General features: G+C 66.7%; 17 protein-coding genes and 1 tRNA gene. 7 read left to right on the top strand and 11 right to left on the bottom strand.

Features of this window, described 5'->3' with window-relative positions:
• Positions 1-7 precede the first annotated feature (7 nt).
• Positions 8-1,417, bottom strand: a complete 1,410-nt coding sequence (locus ASG52_RS05810) for a nucleobase:cation symporter-2 family protein (RefSeq protein ID WP_056240313.1) — start codon at positions 1,415-1,417, stop codon at positions 8-10.
• A gap of 119 nt (positions 1,418-1,536) precedes the next feature.
• Positions 1,537-1,908, bottom strand: coding sequence for a hydroxyisourate hydrolase (gene uraH, locus ASG52_RS05805; protein WP_056240311.1), 372 nt, complete (start codon positions 1,906-1,908; stop codon positions 1,537-1,539).
• A gap of 214 nt (positions 1,909-2,122) precedes the next feature.
• Here uraH and puuE point away from each other — a divergent pair, with 214 nt between their 5' ends.
• Positions 2,123-3,547, top strand: a complete 1,425-nt coding sequence (gene puuE / locus ASG52_RS05800; RefSeq protein WP_056240305.1) for an allantoinase PuuE — start codon at positions 2,123-2,125, stop codon at positions 3,545-3,547.
• 199 nt (positions 3,548-3,746) lie between these two features.
• On the opposite strand, the gene ASG52_RS26915 is transcribed toward puuE, so the two are convergent.
• The 3 genes from ASG52_RS26915 to ASG52_RS05795 all read right to left on the bottom strand — a co-directional run bounded on the left by ASG52_RS26915 (position 3,747) and on the right by ASG52_RS05795 (position 6,346).
• Positions 3,747-4,811 (bottom strand): M48 family metalloprotease, encoded by a 1,065-nt coding sequence (locus ASG52_RS26915; protein WP_156383804.1) that lies wholly within the window; start codon positions 4,809-4,811, stop codon positions 3,747-3,749.
• A gap of 2 nt (positions 4,812-4,813) precedes the next feature.
• Positions 4,814-5,170 carry an effector-associated constant component EACC1 gene (locus ASG52_RS26910; protein ID WP_156383803.1) on the bottom strand — a complete coding sequence of 119 codons (357 nt, stop codon included), beginning with the start codon at positions 5,168-5,170 and terminating at the stop codon, positions 4,814-4,816.
• Positions 5,171-5,413: 243 nt separating this feature from the next.
• Positions 5,414-6,346 carry a LysR family transcriptional regulator gene (locus tag ASG52_RS05795; protein WP_056240302.1) on the bottom strand — a complete coding sequence of 311 codons (933 nt, stop codon included), beginning with the start codon at positions 6,344-6,346 and terminating at the stop codon, positions 5,414-5,416.
• Positions 6,347-6,519: 173 nt separating this feature from the next.
• Here ASG52_RS05795 and ASG52_RS05790 point away from each other — a divergent pair, with 173 nt between their 5' ends.
• From ASG52_RS05790 to ASG52_RS05770, 5 genes are all read left to right on the top strand, one after another.
• The gene (locus tag ASG52_RS05790; RefSeq protein ID WP_056240299.1) at positions 6,520-7,782 is read left to right on the top strand and encodes a urate hydroxylase PuuD; all 1,263 of its coding nucleotides are present in this window, start codon (positions 6,520-6,522) and stop codon (positions 7,780-7,782) included.
• Entirely contained in the window at positions 7,779-9,140 is a 1,362-nt protein-coding gene (locus ASG52_RS05785) for an 8-oxoguanine deaminase (RefSeq protein ID WP_056240294.1), read from the top strand. Before ASG52_RS05790 ends, ASG52_RS05785 begins: the two co-directional genes overlap by 4 nt.
• Positions 9,141-9,164: 24 nt before the next feature.
• The gene (locus ASG52_RS05780; RefSeq protein ID WP_056240290.1) at positions 9,165-10,004 is read left to right on the top strand and encodes a bifunctional allantoicase/(S)-ureidoglycine aminohydrolase; all 840 of its coding nucleotides are present in this window, start codon (positions 9,165-9,167) and stop codon (positions 10,002-10,004) included.
• Positions 10,001-10,507, top strand: a complete 507-nt coding sequence (locus ASG52_RS05775) for an ureidoglycolate lyase (RefSeq protein ID WP_056240287.1) — start codon at positions 10,001-10,003, stop codon at positions 10,505-10,507. Before ASG52_RS05780 ends, ASG52_RS05775 begins: the two co-directional genes overlap by 4 nt.
• A gap of 99 nt (positions 10,508-10,606) precedes the next feature.
• Positions 10,607-10,682: transfer RNA gene (locus ASG52_RS05770), tRNA-Thr, on the top strand.
• A gap of 59 nt (positions 10,683-10,741) precedes the next feature.
• Here the strand turns inward: ASG52_RS05770 and ASG52_RS05765 are convergent.
• The 4 genes from ASG52_RS05765 to guaA all read right to left on the bottom strand — a co-directional run bounded on the left by ASG52_RS05765 (position 10,742) and on the right by guaA (position 15,543).
• Complete coding sequence (locus tag ASG52_RS05765) at positions 10,742-11,857, bottom strand: hypothetical protein (protein WP_056240283.1); 1,116 nt, start codon at positions 11,855-11,857, stop codon at positions 10,742-10,744.
• A gap of 218 nt (positions 11,858-12,075) precedes the next feature.
• On the bottom strand, positions 12,076-13,254 hold the full coding sequence (locus tag ASG52_RS05760; protein WP_056240280.1) for a S1C family serine protease: 1,179 nt from the start codon (positions 13,252-13,254) through the stop codon (positions 12,076-12,078).
• Positions 13,255-13,294: 40 nt separating this feature from the next.
• Positions 13,295-13,624 (bottom strand): hypothetical protein, encoded by a 330-nt coding sequence (locus ASG52_RS05755; RefSeq protein ID WP_056240279.1) that lies wholly within the window; start codon positions 13,622-13,624, stop codon positions 13,295-13,297.
• Between the two features lie 338 nt (positions 13,625-13,962).
• The gene (gene guaA, locus ASG52_RS05750) at positions 13,963-15,543 is read right to left on the bottom strand and encodes a glutamine-hydrolyzing GMP synthase (protein WP_056240276.1); all 1,581 of its coding nucleotides are present in this window, start codon (positions 15,541-15,543) and stop codon (positions 13,963-13,965) included.
• Positions 15,544-15,712: 169 nt separating this feature from the next.
• Here guaA and ASG52_RS05745 point away from each other — a divergent pair, with 169 nt between their 5' ends.
• Positions 15,713-15,943 carry a hypothetical protein gene (locus tag ASG52_RS05745; protein ID WP_056240274.1) on the top strand — a complete coding sequence of 77 codons (231 nt, stop codon included), beginning with the start codon at positions 15,713-15,715 and terminating at the stop codon, positions 15,941-15,943.
• A gap of 44 nt (positions 15,944-15,987) precedes the next feature.
• On the opposite strand, the gene ASG52_RS05740 is transcribed toward ASG52_RS05745, so the two are convergent.
• Both ASG52_RS05740 and ASG52_RS05735 read right to left on the bottom strand, forming a co-directional pair.
• Positions 15,988-17,004 carry an alpha/beta hydrolase gene (locus ASG52_RS05740; protein ID WP_056240272.1) on the bottom strand — a complete coding sequence of 339 codons (1,017 nt, stop codon included), beginning with the start codon at positions 17,002-17,004 and terminating at the stop codon, positions 15,988-15,990.
• Positions 17,005-17,119: 115 nt separating this feature from the next.
• A complete protein-coding gene (locus ASG52_RS05735; RefSeq protein ID WP_056240508.1) occupies positions 17,120-18,412 on the bottom strand; it encodes an RsmB/NOP family class I SAM-dependent RNA methyltransferase in 1,293 nt (430 codons plus the stop codon).
• Positions 18,413-18,529 lie beyond the last annotated feature (117 nt).

Below are 18,529 nucleotides of genomic sequence, written 5' to 3'. Positions count from 1 at the left end.
CCTCCCCTCAGGCCGCGCGGCCGAGCGCGGCCGGGCCCGGCGTCGCCGAGTTCGCGGGCGTGGGTGCGGCGTCGGCGTCGTGGGTCTTGCCCGGCTGGCCGAGGCGGTCGGAATTGAGGAACAGGTTCAGCAGGATCGCGCTGATGCAGCCGAGCGTGATGCCGCTGTGCAGGATCGGCCCGGTCCAGTCCGGCATGGTGGCGGAAAAGAAGTTCGGCGCGGCCATCGGGATCAGCGACAGGCCGATCGAGACCGCCACGACGATCTGGTTGCGGCGGTCGCCGAGGTCGGCCTCGCCGACGATCTTGAGCCCGGCCGAGGCCACCATGCCGAAGATCACGATGCCGGCGCCGCCCAGCACGGCCGGCGGGATCGAGGCGACGACGAAGGCGAGCTTCGGAAACAGGCTGACGGCCAGGATGATGAAGCCCGAGGCCGCGGTGACGTAGCGGCTGCGCACCCGCGTCATGTTCACGAGGCCGACGTTCTGCGAGAACGAGGTGTGCGGGAAGGTGTTGAACACCCCCGCGATCAGCGTCGAGAGCGAATCGGCCATGAGGCCGCGGGTCAGCGTCGGCTTGTCGACCGGCTTGCCGACGATGTCGCCGACCGCGAGGAACATGCCGGTCGATTCCACCAGCGTGACCATCATGACGATGCACATCGCCACCACCGCCGAGAGGTGGAAGGTCGGCCAGCCGAACTTGAACGGCGCGACGAGCTCGATGACGGGGCGCGCGGCGAGGCCTTCGAGGTTGAACAGCCCGAGCGGCCACGCGACCAGAAGCCCGGCGACGAGGCCGATCAGCACGGCGATGTTGGCCACGAACCCGCTGGCGTAGCGGCTGACCAGAAGGATCACGCCGAGCACGAGACCGGCGACGGCGAGATGCACCGGCGCGCCGAAATCGGTGGCAGCCGCGCCGCCGCCGGCCCACTTGATGCCGACCGGCAGCAGCGTGACGCCGATGATCAGGATCACCGTGCCGGTCACGAGCTGCGGGAAGAACGCCGCGAGGCGATAGAAGAACGGCCGCATGGCGAGGCCGAACAGGCCGGCGGCGATGGTGGCGCCGAAGATGCCCGGCAGCCCGATCGTCGGGTCCTGGGCCATGGCCACCATCGGCCCGACCGAGGCGAAGCTGACGCCCATGATGATCGGCAGGCGCACGCCGAAGCCCGGAATCCCGAGGCTCTGGATCAGGATCGCGAGCCCGGTGACGAAGAGATCGCAATTGATCAGGAAGGCGACCGTCTCGGCCGAGAGGTTGAGCGCCGCGCCGATGATCAGCGGCGGCGCCACCGCGCCCGCGCTCATCACCAGCACGTGCTGCATGCCGTAGGCGGCGAGTTTGGGGATCGGCAGCATCGCGTCGACCGCATTGGTCTCCGCTGCCGCCTTGGGGGCGTCAGTCATGGGACGTTCCTCGCTGTGGGCCAAGGTCTTGTGGCGTCTTGGCTGTGTGCATCCCTCGGGATGCGCGGTGGATCGTCGGGCGTCTTTTCGTCCGCGCCTCTGGCGATCCGGCAGGCAGCTCAGCTCCCGCGATAGGTGCTGTAGCCGTAGGGGGAGATCAGGAGCGGCACGTGCAGGTGGGCCGGCCCCTGCGCGGCGATGCGGAAGCGCACCGGCACGATGTCGAGGAAGGCGTCATCGCCGCCGAAGTAGTTCTGGACCTCGAAGGCGATCTCGTAGGCGCCGGGCGCCATCTCCTTGCCAGCGAGCAGCGGCGCGTCGCAGCGCCCGTCCGCGTTGGTCGCCACCGTCTTGAGGTGGTGCCTCGTCTCGCCCTCGATGCGGGTGAGATGCAGCGTAAGCCCCGCGGCCGGGCGGCCGGTCGAGGTGTCGAGCACGTGGGTCGTGAGCCGGCGGGGCGGACTTTGCGTCTCATGCGATGCTTGGGTCATCGGCCGGTTCCCCTCGTGGTGGCCGCCCGGCGGCGGCAAGCTTGGCAGGCATGCGGTTTCGGCGAACCTGCCCTGCGACACTTGCAGATCGGGCCGCGCGCACCATCCCGGCTTTTCGGGAACAGCTTCGAAAAACTCCGAACAATGCGTCCGCGCCGGCGGCGGTATCGTGCTTGCACGAACCGTTCCGCCGGCTGCAACACGGGGGCCCGTCATGAACCCATCGCTTCACACCACCCGCGACATGATCGGCTACGGCCGCACCGTCCCGCAGGCGGACTGGCCCGGCGGCGCGCGGATCGCGGTGCAGATCGTGCTCAACTACGAGGAGGGCGGCGAGAACTGCCTCCTGCACGGCGACGCGGCCTCCGAGGCGTTCCTGTCCGAGATCGTCGGCGCGCAGCCCTGGCCGGGGATGCGCCACATGAACATGGAATCGCTCTACGAGTACGGCTCCCGCGCCGGCTTCTGGCGGCTGTGGCGGCTCTTCACCGAGCGCAAGGTGCCGGTCACCGTGTTCGGCGTCGCCACCGCGCTGGCCCGCAACCCGGAGGTTGTGGCCGCCATGCGCGAGGCTGATTGGGAGATCGCCAGCCACGGCCTCAAGTGGATCGACCACCGCGACATGACGCGGCCTGAGGAAGCCGCGCAGATGGACGCGGCGATCCGGCTCCACGAGGAGGTCACCGGTTCGGCCCCGCTCGGCTGGTACACCGGCCGCTCCTCGGTCAACACGCTCGAACTCGGCCTGGAGCGGGGCTTCGCCTACCTCTCCGACGCTTATGCCGACGACCTGCCCTACTGGCTGCACGGCAAGGCCGGCACCGGGCTCGTGGTGCCCTACACGCTCGACGCCAACGACATGCGCTTCGCCACGCCCCAGGGCTTCAACACCGGCGAGCACTTCTTCACCTACCTGCGCGACACGTTCGACGCGCTCTACGCCGAGGGCGCCACCGCGCCGAAGATGATGTCGGTCGGCCTCCATTGCCGGCTCGTCGGCCGGCCGGGGCGAATCGCGGCCATCGCCCGCTTCCTCGACCACGTCGCGGCGCACGACGGCGTGTGGCTGACCCGCCGCATCGACATCGCCCGCCACTGGGCCGAGCGCCACCCGGCCCCGGTTCTCAAGCCTAGCACGATGAGCGCATCGCAGTTCGTCACCTGCTTCGGCGACATTTTCGAGGACACGCCGGAGATCGCGCTCCAGGCTTGGGCCTCCGGCCTCACCGCCCGCGAGGACACGGCGGAAGGCCTGCACGCCGCTCTGGTCCAGTCACTCCGCCACCAGCCGGCCGAGAACCAGCGCGCCCTGGTGCTCGCCCACCCCGAACTCGCCGGCCGCCTCGCCCAATCGGGCGGCCTCACGGACGCCTCCACCGCCGAACAGAGCAGCGCGGGCCTCGGCGCGCTGACGCCGGAGCAACTCGCCCAGTTCGAGCGCCTGAACGCCGCCTACCGCGACCGCTTCGGCCTGCCCTTCGTCATGGCGATCAAGGGTCGCTCGCGTGAAGAAATTCTGGCGGCGTTCGAGGATCGTTTGCGCAACGACGCGGAGCAGGAGCTGGCGGAGGCGCTGCGGCAGATCGAGCGGATCGCTTGGCTGCGGTTGAAGGATCGGTTGCCGGCGGCGGGGTGATTTTTTGTTTTGGTTGAACGCTTCGGCTTTCGCCTCACGCTGTCATCGCGAGGCGAGGCCGAAGCAATTCAGGCGCAACAGTTCTGAAGTAAATCAATGCGTTTAATCGTCAGGCGCAACAACCATAGTTGATATAATTTACCGAATTTGTTATTATATAAATAAAGACGCGATGAAAGTAAATTTAATCTCGAGCGTGTTAAGGATCTTTATTGAGAATATCGCAATATAATTCTGTTGCTTCATACATCGCAGGCTCAAGCTTTTCTTCGAGAAATTCCGAGTGATTTACGATCGCACTTCCAATGTTTTTGTCATATTTACTCATTCGATCACGCAGATAGAAGTGGCGAGCTGCCCAAACAAAGCTGCCGCCAATATCATTGCACTCGCGCAATACCATTTCAAGATATAGAAGGTAACGAGAAAATTGGAACAAATATACAATGGTTGCTTCGATATTGTAATCAAGTCCTTGTCCGAGAAATTTCACAACTAAATCCAATGCGAGTTCATCAGCCTCGAATTCTTTAATTGCATTCAAATCTAATCCATTTTCGAGAAATGTGCTAGCAGTTAAAGGTAGCTCAATCTTTGCACTTGGTTTCCAATTTGGATCTAGATGTCCTAGTTCAATGTGTGCAATCTCGTGAGCCATTACAAATAGCTCGTGATGTATCGTCAGTCCAAGAAGTAGATCGAATGAATCTCGATTCTGTGGTGGTCTGTATGGAGGAGGAGGGAATAGACGCTGCGTATTCCTTCTGGCTTCTGCCCACGCCGGTGGTTTCAATTGTACAGCGTGATGCGCAAGAGTTGCAGTTGCTAACGCATGCGTTGAATGAACTCCCGACGGCTCTATTGATAAATATGCTTTATTCATCTGCCAAAGAAAAAGTATTAGACCATTATCGACAAATATGTAGGCCTCATCTGTTGTGAATTTTTTCACTGATGTATATCGATCATATGACTCGACTATTATTATAGGCGCTTGACGTGACGCGTTTGACAAAGTTGGATTGGCGTCTACAAGCATTTGGCGTAGTTTTCCAAGCCATCCTGATAGACCAGGCACAGCATAGGCCGCTATCTGGTCAGCGATTTCCTTGTCAAGAAGGTGGCTTGCAAAAAGCCCCGCCTTACGATAATGCTGAAGCCGTGTGGAGTTGATTATGTTTTCTGATGTTTGATCTTCTTTTGTCATCAGCAACGGCTGAGCGACGCGTGCTGCAAACAAACGAGCTATATCGGCGTCGTTCATTATCACGGGTTTTTCTCCTCTTTTGCCTTGCTCTGCGACTGATTTAGTTGCGGAGTTGCCGATAACATTTTTGCCACGTCTTCAGCAGAATATCCATTAAATTGAGATCCGTTGATTTTGACTGTTCGTGCCTTATTGGCGGTAATCCACGCAATGATGGTCCGGCTCACTGCAGCAATCGCTCCACTAGTTCCTAGGATAAGAATGATTGTGTCGGCACCAGTGCCCATCAATTCAGCGGTTGCCCCACTGATTAATTTGCTTTCGCCGTCGAGGCACTTACTCAAATCTTCCTTCAATTTTTCGGAATCATCGGTGAATTCTAAAGAAGCAAGAATCTTGCTTTGTCCATCGCTCATAATAATTTCTCCTGGCATGCCATGGTGGACGTTTAGCTAACGCAAAAGAGACAATATAGATTCCTAAAACGCCTTGCATAGGACGTCAAAACGAACATTTTTTCGATTATGAATTGATCAGAAATAATAACGGCACCGGTTCCTGGATGGGGCCGCAACCGGTCGTCTATCTTACATCAAGAAATCTAAGCCTGTTTTTACTCCGCGGTTATTCACTCGGTCAAGCCGCCTGGATACTGAAACTTACCGCACCACCCGCTTCCCCACCAACCCTAACTGCCCCCCAACATACCCCCGCAAAGCCTCCGTCGTCATCTCGACAAACGTCTTCGCCCGGTTCGGCAGCATTTTTCGCGAGGGATACACCACCCCAAGCGTCACGGAAGTCGGCGGCGTGTCCGCCAAAACCGGCACGAGCCGCCCGTCGGCAAGGTAGGGCGCCACCTCGTAGACCGGTTTGAGCACGATGCCCTGGCCCTGGAGCGCCCATTCGGTCAGCACGTCGCTGTCGTCGGCGTCGATGCGGCCGGAGACCGGGATCGTCACCGCTTCGTCGCCGTCGAGCAGGGTCCAGCGGAACTGCTCCGAGCCGGGGAAGCGCAGGAGCAGGCAGGAATGGTCGAGGAGGTCGGCCGGGGTCTCTGGCGCCGGGTGCGCGTCGAGATAACCGGGTGACACGCACAGCATCCGCTCGACATCGGCGACCTTGCGCAGCGTGAAGGTCGAATCGCGCATCTGCGACAGGCGCACCGCCACGTCCACCGCCTCCTGCACGAGGTCGAGCAGATGGTCGGACAGGCGCAGGTGCACGTCGGCCTCGGCATGGCGCTCGCGGAAGGCCGGGATCAGCGGCGCCACGACGCGCCGCCCGAGGCTCAGGGGGGCGGTGACCTTCAGGGTGCCGCGGGGGGCGGCGCCTTGCGTCTCGACGCTCTTCTCGGCGCGCTCGACCGAGGCGGCGACATCGAGGCAGCGGTCGTAGAAGACGCGGCCGGCCTCGGTCAGGTTCATCCGCCGGGTGGTACGCGTCAGCAGCAGGCAGCCGAGATGCTCCTCCAACGTCTGGATGCGGTAGCTGATCACGGACGGCGACAGCCGCAGCGAGCGCCCGGCCGCCGAGAAACTGCCCGTATCGGCCGCGCGCATAAAAATGCGGATCGATTCCAGCGACAACATCGCGAGGCTCCGGAGAGTCGGACGGCGACGCGCCGTGGCAGGACAATCGCATGGTCGGACGATCCTGGCCCCGTGTCAGCTTACGAAAAATTCGAAAACTGACAAGGAATTCGGCGGGCATACAAGCGGCCCGGCATCGCTAGGATCGGGGAAAGCATTCGGAGGGGACGGCCATGGAGAGCTTCGTCTGGGAGTGGGGCAGCCTGCTGCTGCGCTGGCTGCACATCGTGGCGGCGATGGCCTGGATCGGCTCGTCGTTTTTCTTCATGCATCTCGATGCCTCGCTGAAGCGCACGCCCGACATCCCGGCCGGCGAAGGCGCGGCCGCGTGGCAAGTGCATGGCGGCGGCTTCTACGAGATGCGCAAGTATTTCGTCGCGCCCGAGCACCTCTCGCCCGATCTCACGTGGCACAAGTGGCAGGCCTACACGACGTGGCTGTCGGGCTTCGTGCTGCTCGCCTGGATCTACTACGCCCAGTCGAAGCTCTATCTGGTCGATCCGGCGGTGATGGACCTCTCCGCCCCGGCCGCAACCGCGGTCGGCATCGGTGCGCTCGCGCTCGGCTGGCTGGTCTATGACCGCATCTGCCGCTCGCCCATCGGCCAAAGCGAATCCGGCCTTGCCGCGGTCGGCCTCCTTGTCATCACGGCGGCGGCCTTCGGCTTCGCTCAGGTGTTCAGCGGGCGCGGCGCGCTGATCCATACCGGTGCCCTGATGGCGACGTGGATGGCCGGCAACGTCTTCCTCGTCATCATCCCGAACCAGCGCAAGGTCGTGGCCGCGCTGATGAAGGGCGAGCGGCCTGACCCGAACTTGGGCAAGCAGGCCAAGCAGCGCTCGGCGCAGAACAACTACCTGACCCTGCCGGTCGTGCTGCTGATGATCTCCAACCACTACCCGATGCTGTTCGGCGCGAACGCGACGATCCCGCTGATCGTCGCCCTCATCACGGCCTCGGGCGCGGTGATCCGCTTCTTCTACAACGTGCGGCATGCCGACCACGCCCGCTCGCCCTGGTGGGCCTGGGCCGCGGCGACCGCGGGCCTCGGGGCCGCCTTCGCAGTCGCGCTCGCCGGCACCGCCGGGGGCCGCTCGATGCTGGGCCTGCCGCCGCAGGCGGAAGCGCCCGCGCAGGTGAAGCTCGCCTCAGCCGACGCCGCCCTCTCGCTGGCGAAGGCGAGCCCGCCCGACCACGTGGTCGAGCTGGTGGCCGGGCGCTGCGCCATGTGTCACTCCGCCGAGCCGGCCTGGGAGGGGATCGGCGTCGCTCCGAAGGGCGTCCTGCTCGATACCGGCCCCGCCATCGGCCGTCAGGCCGAGGCGATCCGCCGCCACGCGGTGCTGACCCACAACATGCCGCCCAACAACATCACCGAAATGACCGCGGACGAACGACAGGTTCTCGCCGACTGGCTGAAGGACACCACGCGATGAGCGCGCTGCTTCTGAAGAACGCCGACATCGTCGCGACGATGGACGAGGGGCGTCGCGAGATCCGCGGCGGCGGGGTCTACATCGAGGACAACCGCATCGTCGCGGTCGGTGCCATGGACACCCTGCCGGAGACGGCGGACGAAGTGATCGACATGGCCGGCCACGTGGTGATGCCCGGCCTCGTCAACACCCACCACCACATGTACCAGACCCTGACCCGCGCGGTGCCAGGCGCGCAGGACGCCGAGCTGTTCGGCTGGCTCAAGGCCCTCTACCCGATCTGGGCGCGGCTGACGCCGGAGATGATCCGGGTCTCGACCCAGACCGCGATGGCCGAACTGATCCTGTCCGGCTGCACGACGTCCAGCGACCATCTCTACATCTACCCGAACGGCTGCCGGCTCGACGATTCGATCGAGGCCGCCGAGGGCATCGGCATGCGCTTCCACGCGGCGCGCGGTTCCATGAGCGTCGGCGAGAGCAAGGGCGGCCTGCCGCCGGATGCGGTCGTCGAGGACGAGGGCGCGATCCTGACCGAGACTCGCCGGCTGATCGAGCGCTGGCATGATGCCGAGCGCTACTCCATGCGCCGCATCGTTGTGGCGCCGTGCTCGCCCTTCTCGGTCAGCCGCGACCTGATGCGCGAATCCGCCATCCTCGCCCGCGCCTACGGCGTCGGCCTGCACACGCATCTGGCCGAGACCGCCGACGACGTCGCCTATAGCCGCGAGAAATTCGGGATGACGCCGGCCGAATACGCGGCCGAACTCGGCTGGACCGGGCGCGACGTCTGGCACGCCCACTGCGTCAAGCTGGACAACGCGGGGATCAAGCTGTTCGGGCGTACCCGCACGGGTGTCGCCCACTGCCCCTGCTCGAACATGCGGCTCGCCTCGGGCATCGCCCCGGTGGGACAAATGCGCTGCGAAGGCGTCAGCGTGGGCCTCGGCGTCGACGGCTCGGCCTCCAACGACGGCTCCCACATGCTGGGCGAGGCGCGCCAAGCCATGCTGCTCGCCCGCGTCGGCTTCGGCCCCGCCGCGATGACCGGCCGCGAGGCGCTGGAGATCGCCACGCGCGGCGGCGCGCAGGTGCTCGACCGCGACGACATCGGCGCGCTCGCCCCCGGCATGGCGGCGGACGTGGTCGCCTTCGACATGCGCGGGCTGGAGACCGCAGGCGCCCTGCACGATCCGGTCGCCGCTCTAGTCTTCTGCGCGCCGCAGCGGGTCGCCTGGAGTATCATCAACGGCCGCGTGGTCGTGCGCGAAGGGCGGCTGACCACCGTCGATACCCGCGCGCTCGCAGCCCGCCACAACGCGCTCGCCGCCGACCTCGTGCGTGACGAGGCCCGGTAAGCCCCCTCCCCCGGAGCCCTTCCGATGACCGCCTCTCCCTACAACCCGCCCTGCGGCGGCCTCCCGCCCCAGACCGCGCTGATGACCGGCCGCGCCGTGTTCACCGAGGCCTACGCGGTGATCCCCAAGGGCGTGATGAGCGACATCGTCACCAGCGTGCTTCCGTTCTGGGAGGGCACGCGGGCCTGGATGCTGTCGCGCCCCCTCTCGGGCTTCTCCGAGACTTTTTCGCAATACCTGATGGAAGTGGCGCCGAACGGCGGCAGCGAGCGGCCGGAGCCCGATTCGCAAGCCGAAGGCGTGCTGTTCGTGGTCGGCGGGGCTTTGCGCCTCGTGCTCGACGGCAAGGCGCACGCGCTGCATCCCGGCAGCTACGTCTACCTGCCGCCGGGCGCTGCCTGGAGCCTGCGCAACGATGGGTCTGAGCCCGCCCGCTTCCACTGGGTCCGTAAGGCCTACGAGCGCGTGCCGGGCATCGAGGTGCCGCCCGCCTTCGTCGCCGATGAGCGCACCAGCGCCCCCGTCGCGATGCCGGGCACGGACGGCGCCTGGGCCACCACACGCTTCGTCTCGCCCGACGATGTGCGCCACGACATGCACGTCAACATCGTCACCTTCCAGCCGGGCGGCTCGATCCCGTTCGAGGAGACGCACGTGATGGAGCACGGCCTGTTCGTGCTGGAGGGCAAGGCGGTCTACCGGCTCAACCGCGACTGGGTCGAGGTCGAGGCCGGGGACTATATGTGGCTGCGCGCCTTCTGCCCGCAGGCCTGCTACGCCGCCGGCCCCGGCCCGTTCCGCTACCTGCTCTACAAGGACGTGAACCGCCACCCTGCCCTCAGCATCGTCCGGTCGGCCCGATGAGCGCACGCACGATTTTCGTCGCGCCGCTGACCACGGAGGCCTTCGCCCCGTTCGGCACGGTGATCGACAAGGCGGCGGTCGCGCCGCGCCCGATGAACGCCGGTAAGGCGCGCCGCTACCACGACCTCGCCGAGATCCCGGTCTCGGGCGAGGGAAGCCGCGTGGTGATCGGCCATGTCGAGGCCGAGCCCTACGCACTGCCCTTGTCGCTCGGACTCGTCGAACGCCACCCGCTCGGCGCTCAGGCTTTCGTGCCGCTGAGCCCCGCCCCGTTCCTCGTGGTGGTCTGCCCCGACGAGGACGGCCGTCCGGGCAGGCCGCTCGCCTTCGTCACCGCGGCGGGCCAGGGCGTCTGCTACGGTCTGGGCATCTGGCACGGCGTCCTCACCCCACTCGGTGCCCCCCAGAACTTCCTCGTGATCGACCGCGGCGGACGCGGCCCGAATCTCGAAGAACATGTCTTCGAAGTGCCCTGGACCATCGCCCCGCCGGACGCCGCTTGAACGCTTCGAACGCCACGCTGAGGCTTGCCAAGATCACCCCATCCGTCTAAGACCCAGCCACGATCGCGGACCGCTTAACACGCCCGTCCCGCCATCGACGCCGCAATAGCTCAGCTGGTAGAGCACCTCATTCGTAATGAGGGGGTCGGGGGTTCGAATCCCTCTTGCGGCACCATTTCCTCTTCGAAGATCGTTGTTTCTCCCAGCGGCTTGCGGGCTGGAATGCGCGGTGGATCACACTGCTGATCGGCGAGCCGGGGCTGGGCCCCATATCATGCGTCCAAGCGTCAGCCCCAGCCTGCGCGCGGCCAGTGCGGCCACCACCATCCAGCCGACCGCAAGCCAGACGGTTTGAAGAAGCAGCCCCACGACGTCCCCGAGAACGAGCGCGGCCGTTCCGAGCAGCTTGAGCGTCGCCCGTGTTCTCCCGCCCATGGCGTCGGCCAGACGGCGGGCGCGTCCAAGCTCTCCCGCATTCCGCGCGATACCGAGAACCTGAGCCGTGCCGCGCTGGCCGATCCGCGCTTCCAGCGCGACGACATCCTGCCCCATGCCGGAGATCGTACGAACGGCGCCCGGCCGGAGCACCCGCTGAGCCGCCGACCGCACCGCGGGAAGGTCAAAGGCGCGAGCGCCTGCAACGGCTTGCCTGAGAGCGGCCTTGTCCAGGGCCCCGACCGCCATCCCACCCACCTTCTCGATCAACTCACGCGAAAGAAAGCCTGCTCGACGAGCGCCCTTGAGCAAGCTCAAGCCCCGTGTCACGGGCGCCTTGGCCACGATGCTGGTGCCGCCGCTCGGCACCAAGGCGGCCACCGTCAGACCGGTCAGGGCAAGACCCGCCGTTGAGAGCCCAAGAATGACGGTGTCGTAGGGCTCGCCCTGGATCAGCTTGCCACCCTCTTGCCAGAGGTCGCGCACGTCGCCGATCCCGAGGAGGTCGGCCGAGAGCGACCCCGCCACCCCCATCCATGTGTCGGAGGCGCCGGTCGTGGCACCGTCGAGAAATGCCGCTCCGGGGCTGCCTTCCGGCGGCACGGCCAGAGCCGCGCCCCTGGCACGGCGATCCGCATCGACCGTCGAGCCTTGAGCGGCCGCGAGATCGAGGAAGCTCCGCGCGAGATCGCCATCGCCTCGGCTCACGGCGTCGTCGATCTCGGAAGCGATCCGCTGTTCGGTGGCGACGGAGGCGAGGCGAAGCGTCGAGAGGCGGGCCGGGTCGTCGGCGGCCTGTAGAAGGCCGACGCTCGAGGCGGCCTCCGGCAGGGTCAACGCGCCGCCCACGATCACGGCAGCCAGGAGAACGCCCATCGCTGCGAGACGCAGGGGTGCCGAACCGGCGACGATCATCGGGCGGGTCTCATCGAGCGGACGCTGTCGTTCGACGTCAGGGGCTTGCCGCTCTCCTTGTAGCCGCAGCGATCGAGCAGGGCGATGGTGCCTGGCAGTCGGCGATCACCTGATCGGTGTCGTCGCTGCCACCGCGCGGTCGAGCGTCGGCGCTTCCGGCACGGTCGAGCAGATCCAGAGAGACGTGGTCCGAACGTCGGAACGCTCGCCGGTACCTCTCAGCGGCAGGTGACGTGGACCGTGAAGAGCTTGGCCTGTTCGGCGACGCTGGCGGCGTCGAGCGGGGTCGGGCTCTTGGTGCCGACCGCGGGCGGGATGCCATTGGCGTCGAGGAAGTTGAGGGCGATCATCGTCTTGATCGCGAAGTTGATGTTCTGCGGGATATCGCCCTTGCCCGCCAGCGCGACGTTCAGGGCGTTCAGCTTCGAGTTGATGACGCCCACGACCGCCCCGTACTGATCGAGGAGCGGGCCGCCGCTGTTGCCGGGCTGGATCGGCGTCGAGATCTGCAGCATGCGCGTGTCGTCCCCGACACCCGCCGACGCCGTGATGTTTCCGACGGTGAAGTTGCCCGACGCCGCGAGCAGATGCAGCATCGGAAAGCCGTAGGCGTAGACACTCTCGCCGATCCGCGGACGCAGCGACATCGCCGGCACCACGGGCTTCTCGATGCCCGTGCCGAGCACGGCCAGATCGTTCTGCGCGTCGCTCGCGACCAAGCGCGCGGGTATCGACGGCACCCCGAACTTCGCCACGTAGAATTCTCTGCAATTCTCGATCACGTGGTGGTTGGTCAGGATGTGCCCGACATCGGACACGAAGAAGCCCGTGCCGGACGAGCCGCCGCCCTTCTTCGGCGAGGCCTCGGCCTTGGCGCCCTCCTTGCCGGCGGACGCCTTCGCCTCCACCACGGCCTTCTGGCAATCGTGCATCGCATCGATCGCGTCGGACGAGCCGGACAGGGACAGGCGCGCGATTGATTTCTGCTCGAAGATCACATCGATGGCGCCCGCCCGGGCAATGTCGAGGACGAAGCCCTTCTTGAGGCCGGAGGCGTACAGGCCGCGCTCGTTCGTTCGCTCGACGCCGGTGAACGGGCCCTTCCACCGGCCGCGCCCCGTCATCATCGCGAGACGGTAGACGCGGTCGGGCTCGATCGACTTCCAGCGCGGGTTGGTGAAGGCGAGGAAGTCCTCGTTCTTGTCCCCGTCGAATCCCATCCAGACCGTCGTCTGGTCCTGGTAGGTGGCGGAGGCGAGGCAGCCGTTCAGCGCCTTGCTGACGCCGATCGACCAGCCGGCGACCTTCTCGATCGATTTGTCGATGTTCAGGATCGGGCCCGCCTGCGCGGCGCCCGCGAACAGGAGGCCGAAGGCGGCGGCGAGTGCGCTGCGCATGCGTGCGGGTGCCCGTGAGCGGGGTTGCGGGGGGCGAGGTTCAGTTGCCGCGCACCGGGATCGGCTGGGCTGAGCCCGAGAACGGGTCGGACGCGGTGTTGATGCGCGCCGGGATCACGCTGCCGCTCTGACGCCGCGCCGACGCGGAAGCATAAGTGCCTCGCGCGCGCCTGTTGCGGTAGACGACGACCGTTCTGGGTCGGACCGAATAGTATTGCGGGCGCGGTGCAGCCACCATCGCGCCGAGCGCAAACCCGACGGCGGCGCCGGCAAGTCCGTCCAGAGGCCCGGCCGCCGCGCGCGGCATTGTCCCGATACCGACGAGCAGGACTGCCGCGACGGCGAAGAGAGACTTCGACACGATGCTCATGGTGGCTTTTCCAGATATGGGAAATGCCGAGGAGCCGCAGCATCGCGCGAATTCATTCGCCCGCTTGAAACGGGGTCTGGTCGATTCGCTCGCGGCCGATTCAACCTTGGCGCGGAATCGAGCTTACTTGAAGCGTCAGGCTTGTGAAGCGTCGTGCCACATTTTTTTCGTAATCCGGCCAAGCTCGCCGCGATTAAGGTTGAGCGTGTGTGTTCCGGTGGTTGCAACGCGTGCGGGATCGCGGGCTGCGGGGATCGCCGCAGGCCCTTGCATCGAAACCGCCGCCGGTCGGCGGGGCTTCGTTCGATCGCGAAATGTCTCGCCCGAGCGCTGCGCGCTCACTCCCACTCGATCGTGCCGGGGGGCTTCGAGGTGATGTCGTAGGTTACGCGGTTGATGCCCTTCACCTCGTTGATGATCCGCGTCGCCACGCGGCCGAGGAAGGCCATGTCGAAGGGGTAGAAGTCGGCGGTCATGCCGTCGACCGAGGTGACGGCGCGCAGCGCGCAGACGTGGTCGTAGGTGCGCCCGTCCCCCATCACGCCGACGGTCTTGACGGGGAGGATCACCGCGAAGGCCTGCCAGATCGTGTCGTAGAGACCGGCTTGGCGAATCTCGTCGAGGTAGATCGCGTCGGCCTTGCGCAGGGCCTCCAGCTTCTCGCGGGTGATCACGCCGGGGCAGCGGATCGCGAGGCCGGGGCCGGGGAAGGGATGGCGACCGACGAAACTCTCGGGCAGGCCGAGTTCGCGGCCGAGCAGGCGCACCTCGTCCTTGAACAGTTCGCGCAGCGGCTCGACGAGGCGCATGTTCATGCGCTCGGGCAGGCCGCCGACATTGTGGTGGCTCTTGATCGTCACCGAGGGGCCGCCGGAGAACGACACGCTCTCGATCACGTCGGGGTAGAGCGTGCCCTGCGCCAGGAACGCGGCACCGCCGATCTTCTTCGCCTCGGCCTCGAACACGTCGATGAACAGCCGTCCGATCGTCTTGCGCTTCACCTCTGGGTCGTCGACACCCTCCAGCGCACCGATGAACAGGTCCTGCGCCTCCACGTGGACGAGGGGGATGTTGTAGTGGTCGCGGAACAGGCGCACGACCTCTTCGCCCTCGGCCATCCGCATCAGGCCGTGATCGACGAAGACGCATGTGAGCTGGTCGCCGATCGCCTCGTGGATCAGCACGGCGGCGACCGACGAATCGACGCCGCCGGACAGGCCACAGATCACCTTCTCCTTGCCGACCTGCGCACGAATCTTTGCGATGGCCTCCTCGCGGTAGGTGCCCATGGTCCAGTCGCCGGAGCAGCCGGCGATGTCGCGCACGAAGTTGCGGATCAGCAGCGCGCCGTGGGGGGTGTGGTGCACCTCCGGGTGGAACTGGACTGCGTAATATCTCCGCGCTTCGTCCGCGACGGCGGCGAACGGCGCGTTGCGCGACATCGCGACCGTGGTGAAACCGTCGGGCAGCTTCGTCACCCGATCGCCGTGGCTCATCCACACCGGGTATTTTTCTCCGACGTGCCAGACGCCCTTGAAGAGCGGAGAGTCGGAGAGGATCTCGACCTCGGCGCGGCCGAACTCGGCATGGTGACCGCCCTCGACCTGCCCACCGAGCTGCGCCGCCATGGTCTGCTGACCGTAGCAGATGCCGAAGACCGGCACGCCGGCCTCGAAGATCTTCTGCGGGGCTCGCGGAGAGAGATCGGTCGTGACCGATTCAGGCCCGCCCGACAGGATCACGCCCTTGGGCCGGTGCGCCTCGAAGGCGGCCTCCGCCTTGGTGAAGGGTACGATCTCGCAATAGACCCCCTCCTCGCGCACCCGGCGAGCGATGAGTTGCGTCACCTGTGAGCCGAAATCCACGATCAGGATCTTGTCGTGGTGGGAGGTGTCGACGGCGGGAATGTCGTTGGTCATGCGATCCAAGCCCTTTGCGACCCGGTTAGACGACGCATCCCGGCGGCGCAACGCGTGCGGCGTCGTGTCCCCCGTGCGGTTCGTGCGGCACCCATCCGGTTAATCGGACGTTCACGCCGCCGGGGCGACACCCACCGCCCCTCGAAACGGACAGGAGTCACTTCCGACCATGAGAGCCGCTCTCTTCGGACTTGCCGTCACGCTCGCAGGCCTCGGCGCCGCCGCGCCGGCTTCCGCCCTCCCCCTCGCCGGCGCCGCTCCGGTCTCGGACGGGCTGTTCCAGCAGGCTCGCGTCGTTCGCCGGGAGGTGATCCGCGGGCCCCGCTGCAAGACCGTAATCACCAAGCGCCGCGGTCCTTTCGGCCGCGTGACCGTGGTGCGCAAGCGCCGCTGCTTCTGATCCCATCCGACACGAAGAGGGCGGCCCCGCGGGGCCGCCCTTTTTCATGACTTGAGCAAGCCGTGGCCGCGCATCCACGCCATGAACAAGCCGGGCCAGGCCGAGGCCGGGCTTCCCGGCACGCCGAGGCCGAAACCGTGGCCGCCGCGCTCGAACAGGTGCATCTCCACCGGCACGCCCGCCTGACGGAGCGCCGCGTGCATCAGCAGCGGATGGTCGGTCACCGCGATTCTGTCGTCGGAGGCCTGGACCATGAAGATCGGCGGCGTGCGCGCGTTCACCTGCACCTCCACCGAATAGGCCCGGCGGCGCGCATCCGGCGGATCGTCGCCCACCAGCACCTTGCGGCTGGAGATGGTGCGGTCGTAGGGCGCCCGCATGGTGATGATCGGATAGATCAACCCGGCAAAGCTCGGCCGCGCGCTGAGGCCGTCGGCCTCGTCGAGGTCGTCGTAGAGATCCTGTTCGGCGTCCGTGGCGGTGGTGCCCGCGAGATGACCGCCCGCGGAGAAACCCAGCACGCCGATGCGGTCGGGATCGAGCCCGAACTCTTCCGCCCGCCAGCGCACCAGCCGCATGGCCCGCTGCGCATCCTGGCGCGGGGCGTCGGCGCCGTCGCGCCAGCCCTCCACCGGCAGCCGGTAGATCAGCACGAAGGCGGTGATGCCGGCTTTGGCGAGCCATTGCCCGACGGGCAGGCCCTCGTTGCCGATATCGATCCGCCGATAGCCGCCGCCCGCCGCCACGACCATCGCGGCACCGTTGGGGCGTTCCGGGCGAATCACCAGCAGGCAGGGCCGCACCACGCCGGTGACGACGCCGGTCAGGGTCTCGTCGAAGCGGTATTCGGAGCGAAAGGGCCCGCCCCCGCCCGGCGGCAGCTCGGGCCAGAGATCGATGACTTCGAGGTCCGAGCCCGGCGCCGATTTCGGCAGGGGCTGGACCACGTCGTCGGAGACGCGCACGGGCGGTCGCGCCTGGATGGTGCCTTGGGCGAGCGCCCGCTCGCCGGTGAGCACCGCCGCCGTGCCCGCGAGCAGCGCGCGCCGGTGCAACGTCATGGAAGGTGCCTCGTCATGGTCGGTCCCGTCTCGGCGGCAGCCGCGCGGGATCGTCCGCGCGACGTGCAGTCACGCCATCAACGAGGCAAGCGCCGGGCCGATCCCGGTGCGACGATCACGAAATGCGTGTCATCGTCGCGACATAGAAGCCGTCGGTGCCGGTGAGCGCCGGACTCATCTGCACGCCCCGCCCCGTCCGCCGGACTTTTTCGGAGAGGCCCGGCACGCTCGACAGATCGGTCGCGACCGAGGCGACGGCGCCGCCACTGCGGGCGAGCACGCCATCGACGGCCGCGTCGTTCTCCTCGGGCAGGACCGAGCAGGTGACGTACACGATGGTGCCGCCGGGCCGGACGAGCCGGGCCGCGCGGTCGAGCACCTCGGCCTGCTCGGCGATGCGGTTCGCCAGACTCCCGGGGCGCAGCCGCCACTTGGCGTCGGGGTTGCGGCGCCACGTGCCGGTGCCGGTGCAGGGGGCATCGACCAGCACGCGATCGACCGTGCCGTCGAGATCGACCAGCACGTCGGCCCGCGCCTTACCGGTCCGCGGCGTCCGGACTTCCACCTCGGCGCCCGAGCGGCGCAGGCGTTCGTGGATCGGGGCGAGCCGGCGCGGGTCGGCATCGGTCGCGATGAGCCGGGCGCCGTTGCCGGTGAGGCTCGCCAGCGCCAGCGCCTTCCCGCCGCCGCCCGCGCAGAGATCGACCACGGTCTCGCCGGCCTTCACGCCGGCCAGCAGGCTCGCGAGCTGTGAGCCCTCGTCCTGAATCTCGAAGCCGCCTTCCAGAAAAAGCGGATCGACGTGGAGCGCCGGGCCCCGCCCGTCCTCGCCCATCGGCACGCGCAAGCCGAGCGGCGAGAGCGGCGTCGCTTCGGCACCGAGATCGGCGAGCGCGGCGGTCGCCGCCTCCCGGGTCTGCTTCAGGGCGTTGACGCGGATGTCGAGGGGCGCCCGCCGCCCCAAGGCCTTCAATTCCTCCATCAGGGCGTCGCCGAAGGCCGCCCGGAGCGAGGGCAGCACGAAGGCCGGGGCATCGCCCGCCACCTCCGGCGGGGCCTCGCCAAGGCCGCCTTCCTTCAGCCGGGCGCGCTCGTCCTCAGTCAGCGGCTCGGGGGCGAAGCGGGCGCCGTCGAACAGGCTCGAAATCGTCGGCTCGGCCAAGCCGCGCTGCAGTCGCAGCATGCCGATCGTCACGGCGCGCCCAGTCTCGGCCCCCATCACGAAGGCGGCGGAGGCGCGCCGCCGCAACCCGTCATATACGAGGCTGGCGATCGCCGCCCGGTCGCCCGAGCCGGCGAAGCGGTGGGCGAGGCCCCAATCCTTCAGCGCATCCGCGGCCGGGCGGCGGCGCGCGAGGATGTCGTCCAGAATTTCGATGGCGGCGGAGATGCGGGCGGAGGGGGTCAGGATCGGCTCCGAAACATTGCGTTTAACATGCCACCGTACGGCCACGCTTCGACCCGAAGGCCGTCACGATACGGCCGAGCTTCCGGCGGGTTGGCCCCTCAGAACGGCAGGATGGCG

It is taken from the genome of Methylobacterium sp. Leaf456 (assembly GCF_001425465.1).
Lineage (GTDB): Bacteria > Pseudomonadota > Alphaproteobacteria > Rhizobiales > Beijerinckiaceae > Methylobacterium.
This window is presented reverse-complemented; position numbering and strand designations above follow the sequence as displayed.

Excerpts from the sequence above, each read along its gene's own strand:
- ASG52_RS05810 (WP_056240313.1), bottom strand. The coding sequence starts at position 1,417 with ATGACTGACGCCCCCAAGGCGGCAGCGGAGACCAATGCGGTCGACGCG.
- uraH (WP_056240311.1), bottom strand. The coding sequence starts at position 1,908 with ATGACCCAAGCATCGCATGAGACGCAAAGTCCGCCCCGCCGGCTCACG.
- puuE (WP_056240305.1), top strand. The coding sequence starts at position 2,123 with ATGAACCCATCGCTTCACACCACCCGCGACATGATCGGCTACGGCCGC.
- ASG52_RS26915 (WP_156383804.1), bottom strand. The coding sequence starts at position 4,811 with ATGAACGACGCCGATATAGCTCGTTTGTTTGCAGCACGCGTCGCTCAG.
- ASG52_RS26910 (WP_156383803.1), bottom strand. The coding sequence starts at position 5,170 with ATGAGCGATGGACAAAGCAAGATTCTTGCTTCTTTAGAATTCACCGAT.
- ASG52_RS05795 (WP_056240302.1), bottom strand. The coding sequence starts at position 6,346 with ATGTTGTCGCTGGAATCGATCCGCATTTTTATGCGCGCGGCCGATACG.
- ASG52_RS05790 (WP_056240299.1), top strand. The coding sequence starts at position 6,520 with ATGGAGAGCTTCGTCTGGGAGTGGGGCAGCCTGCTGCTGCGCTGGCTG.
- ASG52_RS05785 (WP_056240294.1), top strand. The coding sequence starts at position 7,779 with ATGAGCGCGCTGCTTCTGAAGAACGCCGACATCGTCGCGACGATGGAC.
- ASG52_RS05780 (WP_056240290.1), top strand. The coding sequence starts at position 9,165 with ATGACCGCCTCTCCCTACAACCCGCCCTGCGGCGGCCTCCCGCCCCAG.
- ASG52_RS05775 (WP_056240287.1), top strand. The coding sequence starts at position 10,001 with ATGAGCGCACGCACGATTTTCGTCGCGCCGCTGACCACGGAGGCCTTC.
- ASG52_RS05765 (WP_056240283.1), bottom strand. The coding sequence starts at position 11,857 with ATGATCGTCGCCGGTTCGGCACCCCTGCGTCTCGCAGCGATGGGCGTT.
- ASG52_RS05760 (WP_056240280.1), bottom strand. The coding sequence starts at position 13,254 with ATGCGCAGCGCACTCGCCGCCGCCTTCGGCCTCCTGTTCGCGGGCGCC.
- ASG52_RS05755 (WP_056240279.1), bottom strand. The coding sequence starts at position 13,624 with ATGAGCATCGTGTCGAAGTCTCTCTTCGCCGTCGCGGCAGTCCTGCTC.
- guaA (WP_056240276.1), bottom strand. The coding sequence starts at position 15,543 with ATGACCAACGACATTCCCGCCGTCGACACCTCCCACCACGACAAGATC.
- ASG52_RS05745 (WP_056240274.1), top strand. The coding sequence starts at position 15,713 with ATGAGAGCCGCTCTCTTCGGACTTGCCGTCACGCTCGCAGGCCTCGGC.
- ASG52_RS05740 (WP_056240272.1), bottom strand. The coding sequence starts at position 17,004 with ATGACGTTGCACCGGCGCGCGCTGCTCGCGGGCACGGCGGCGGTGCTC.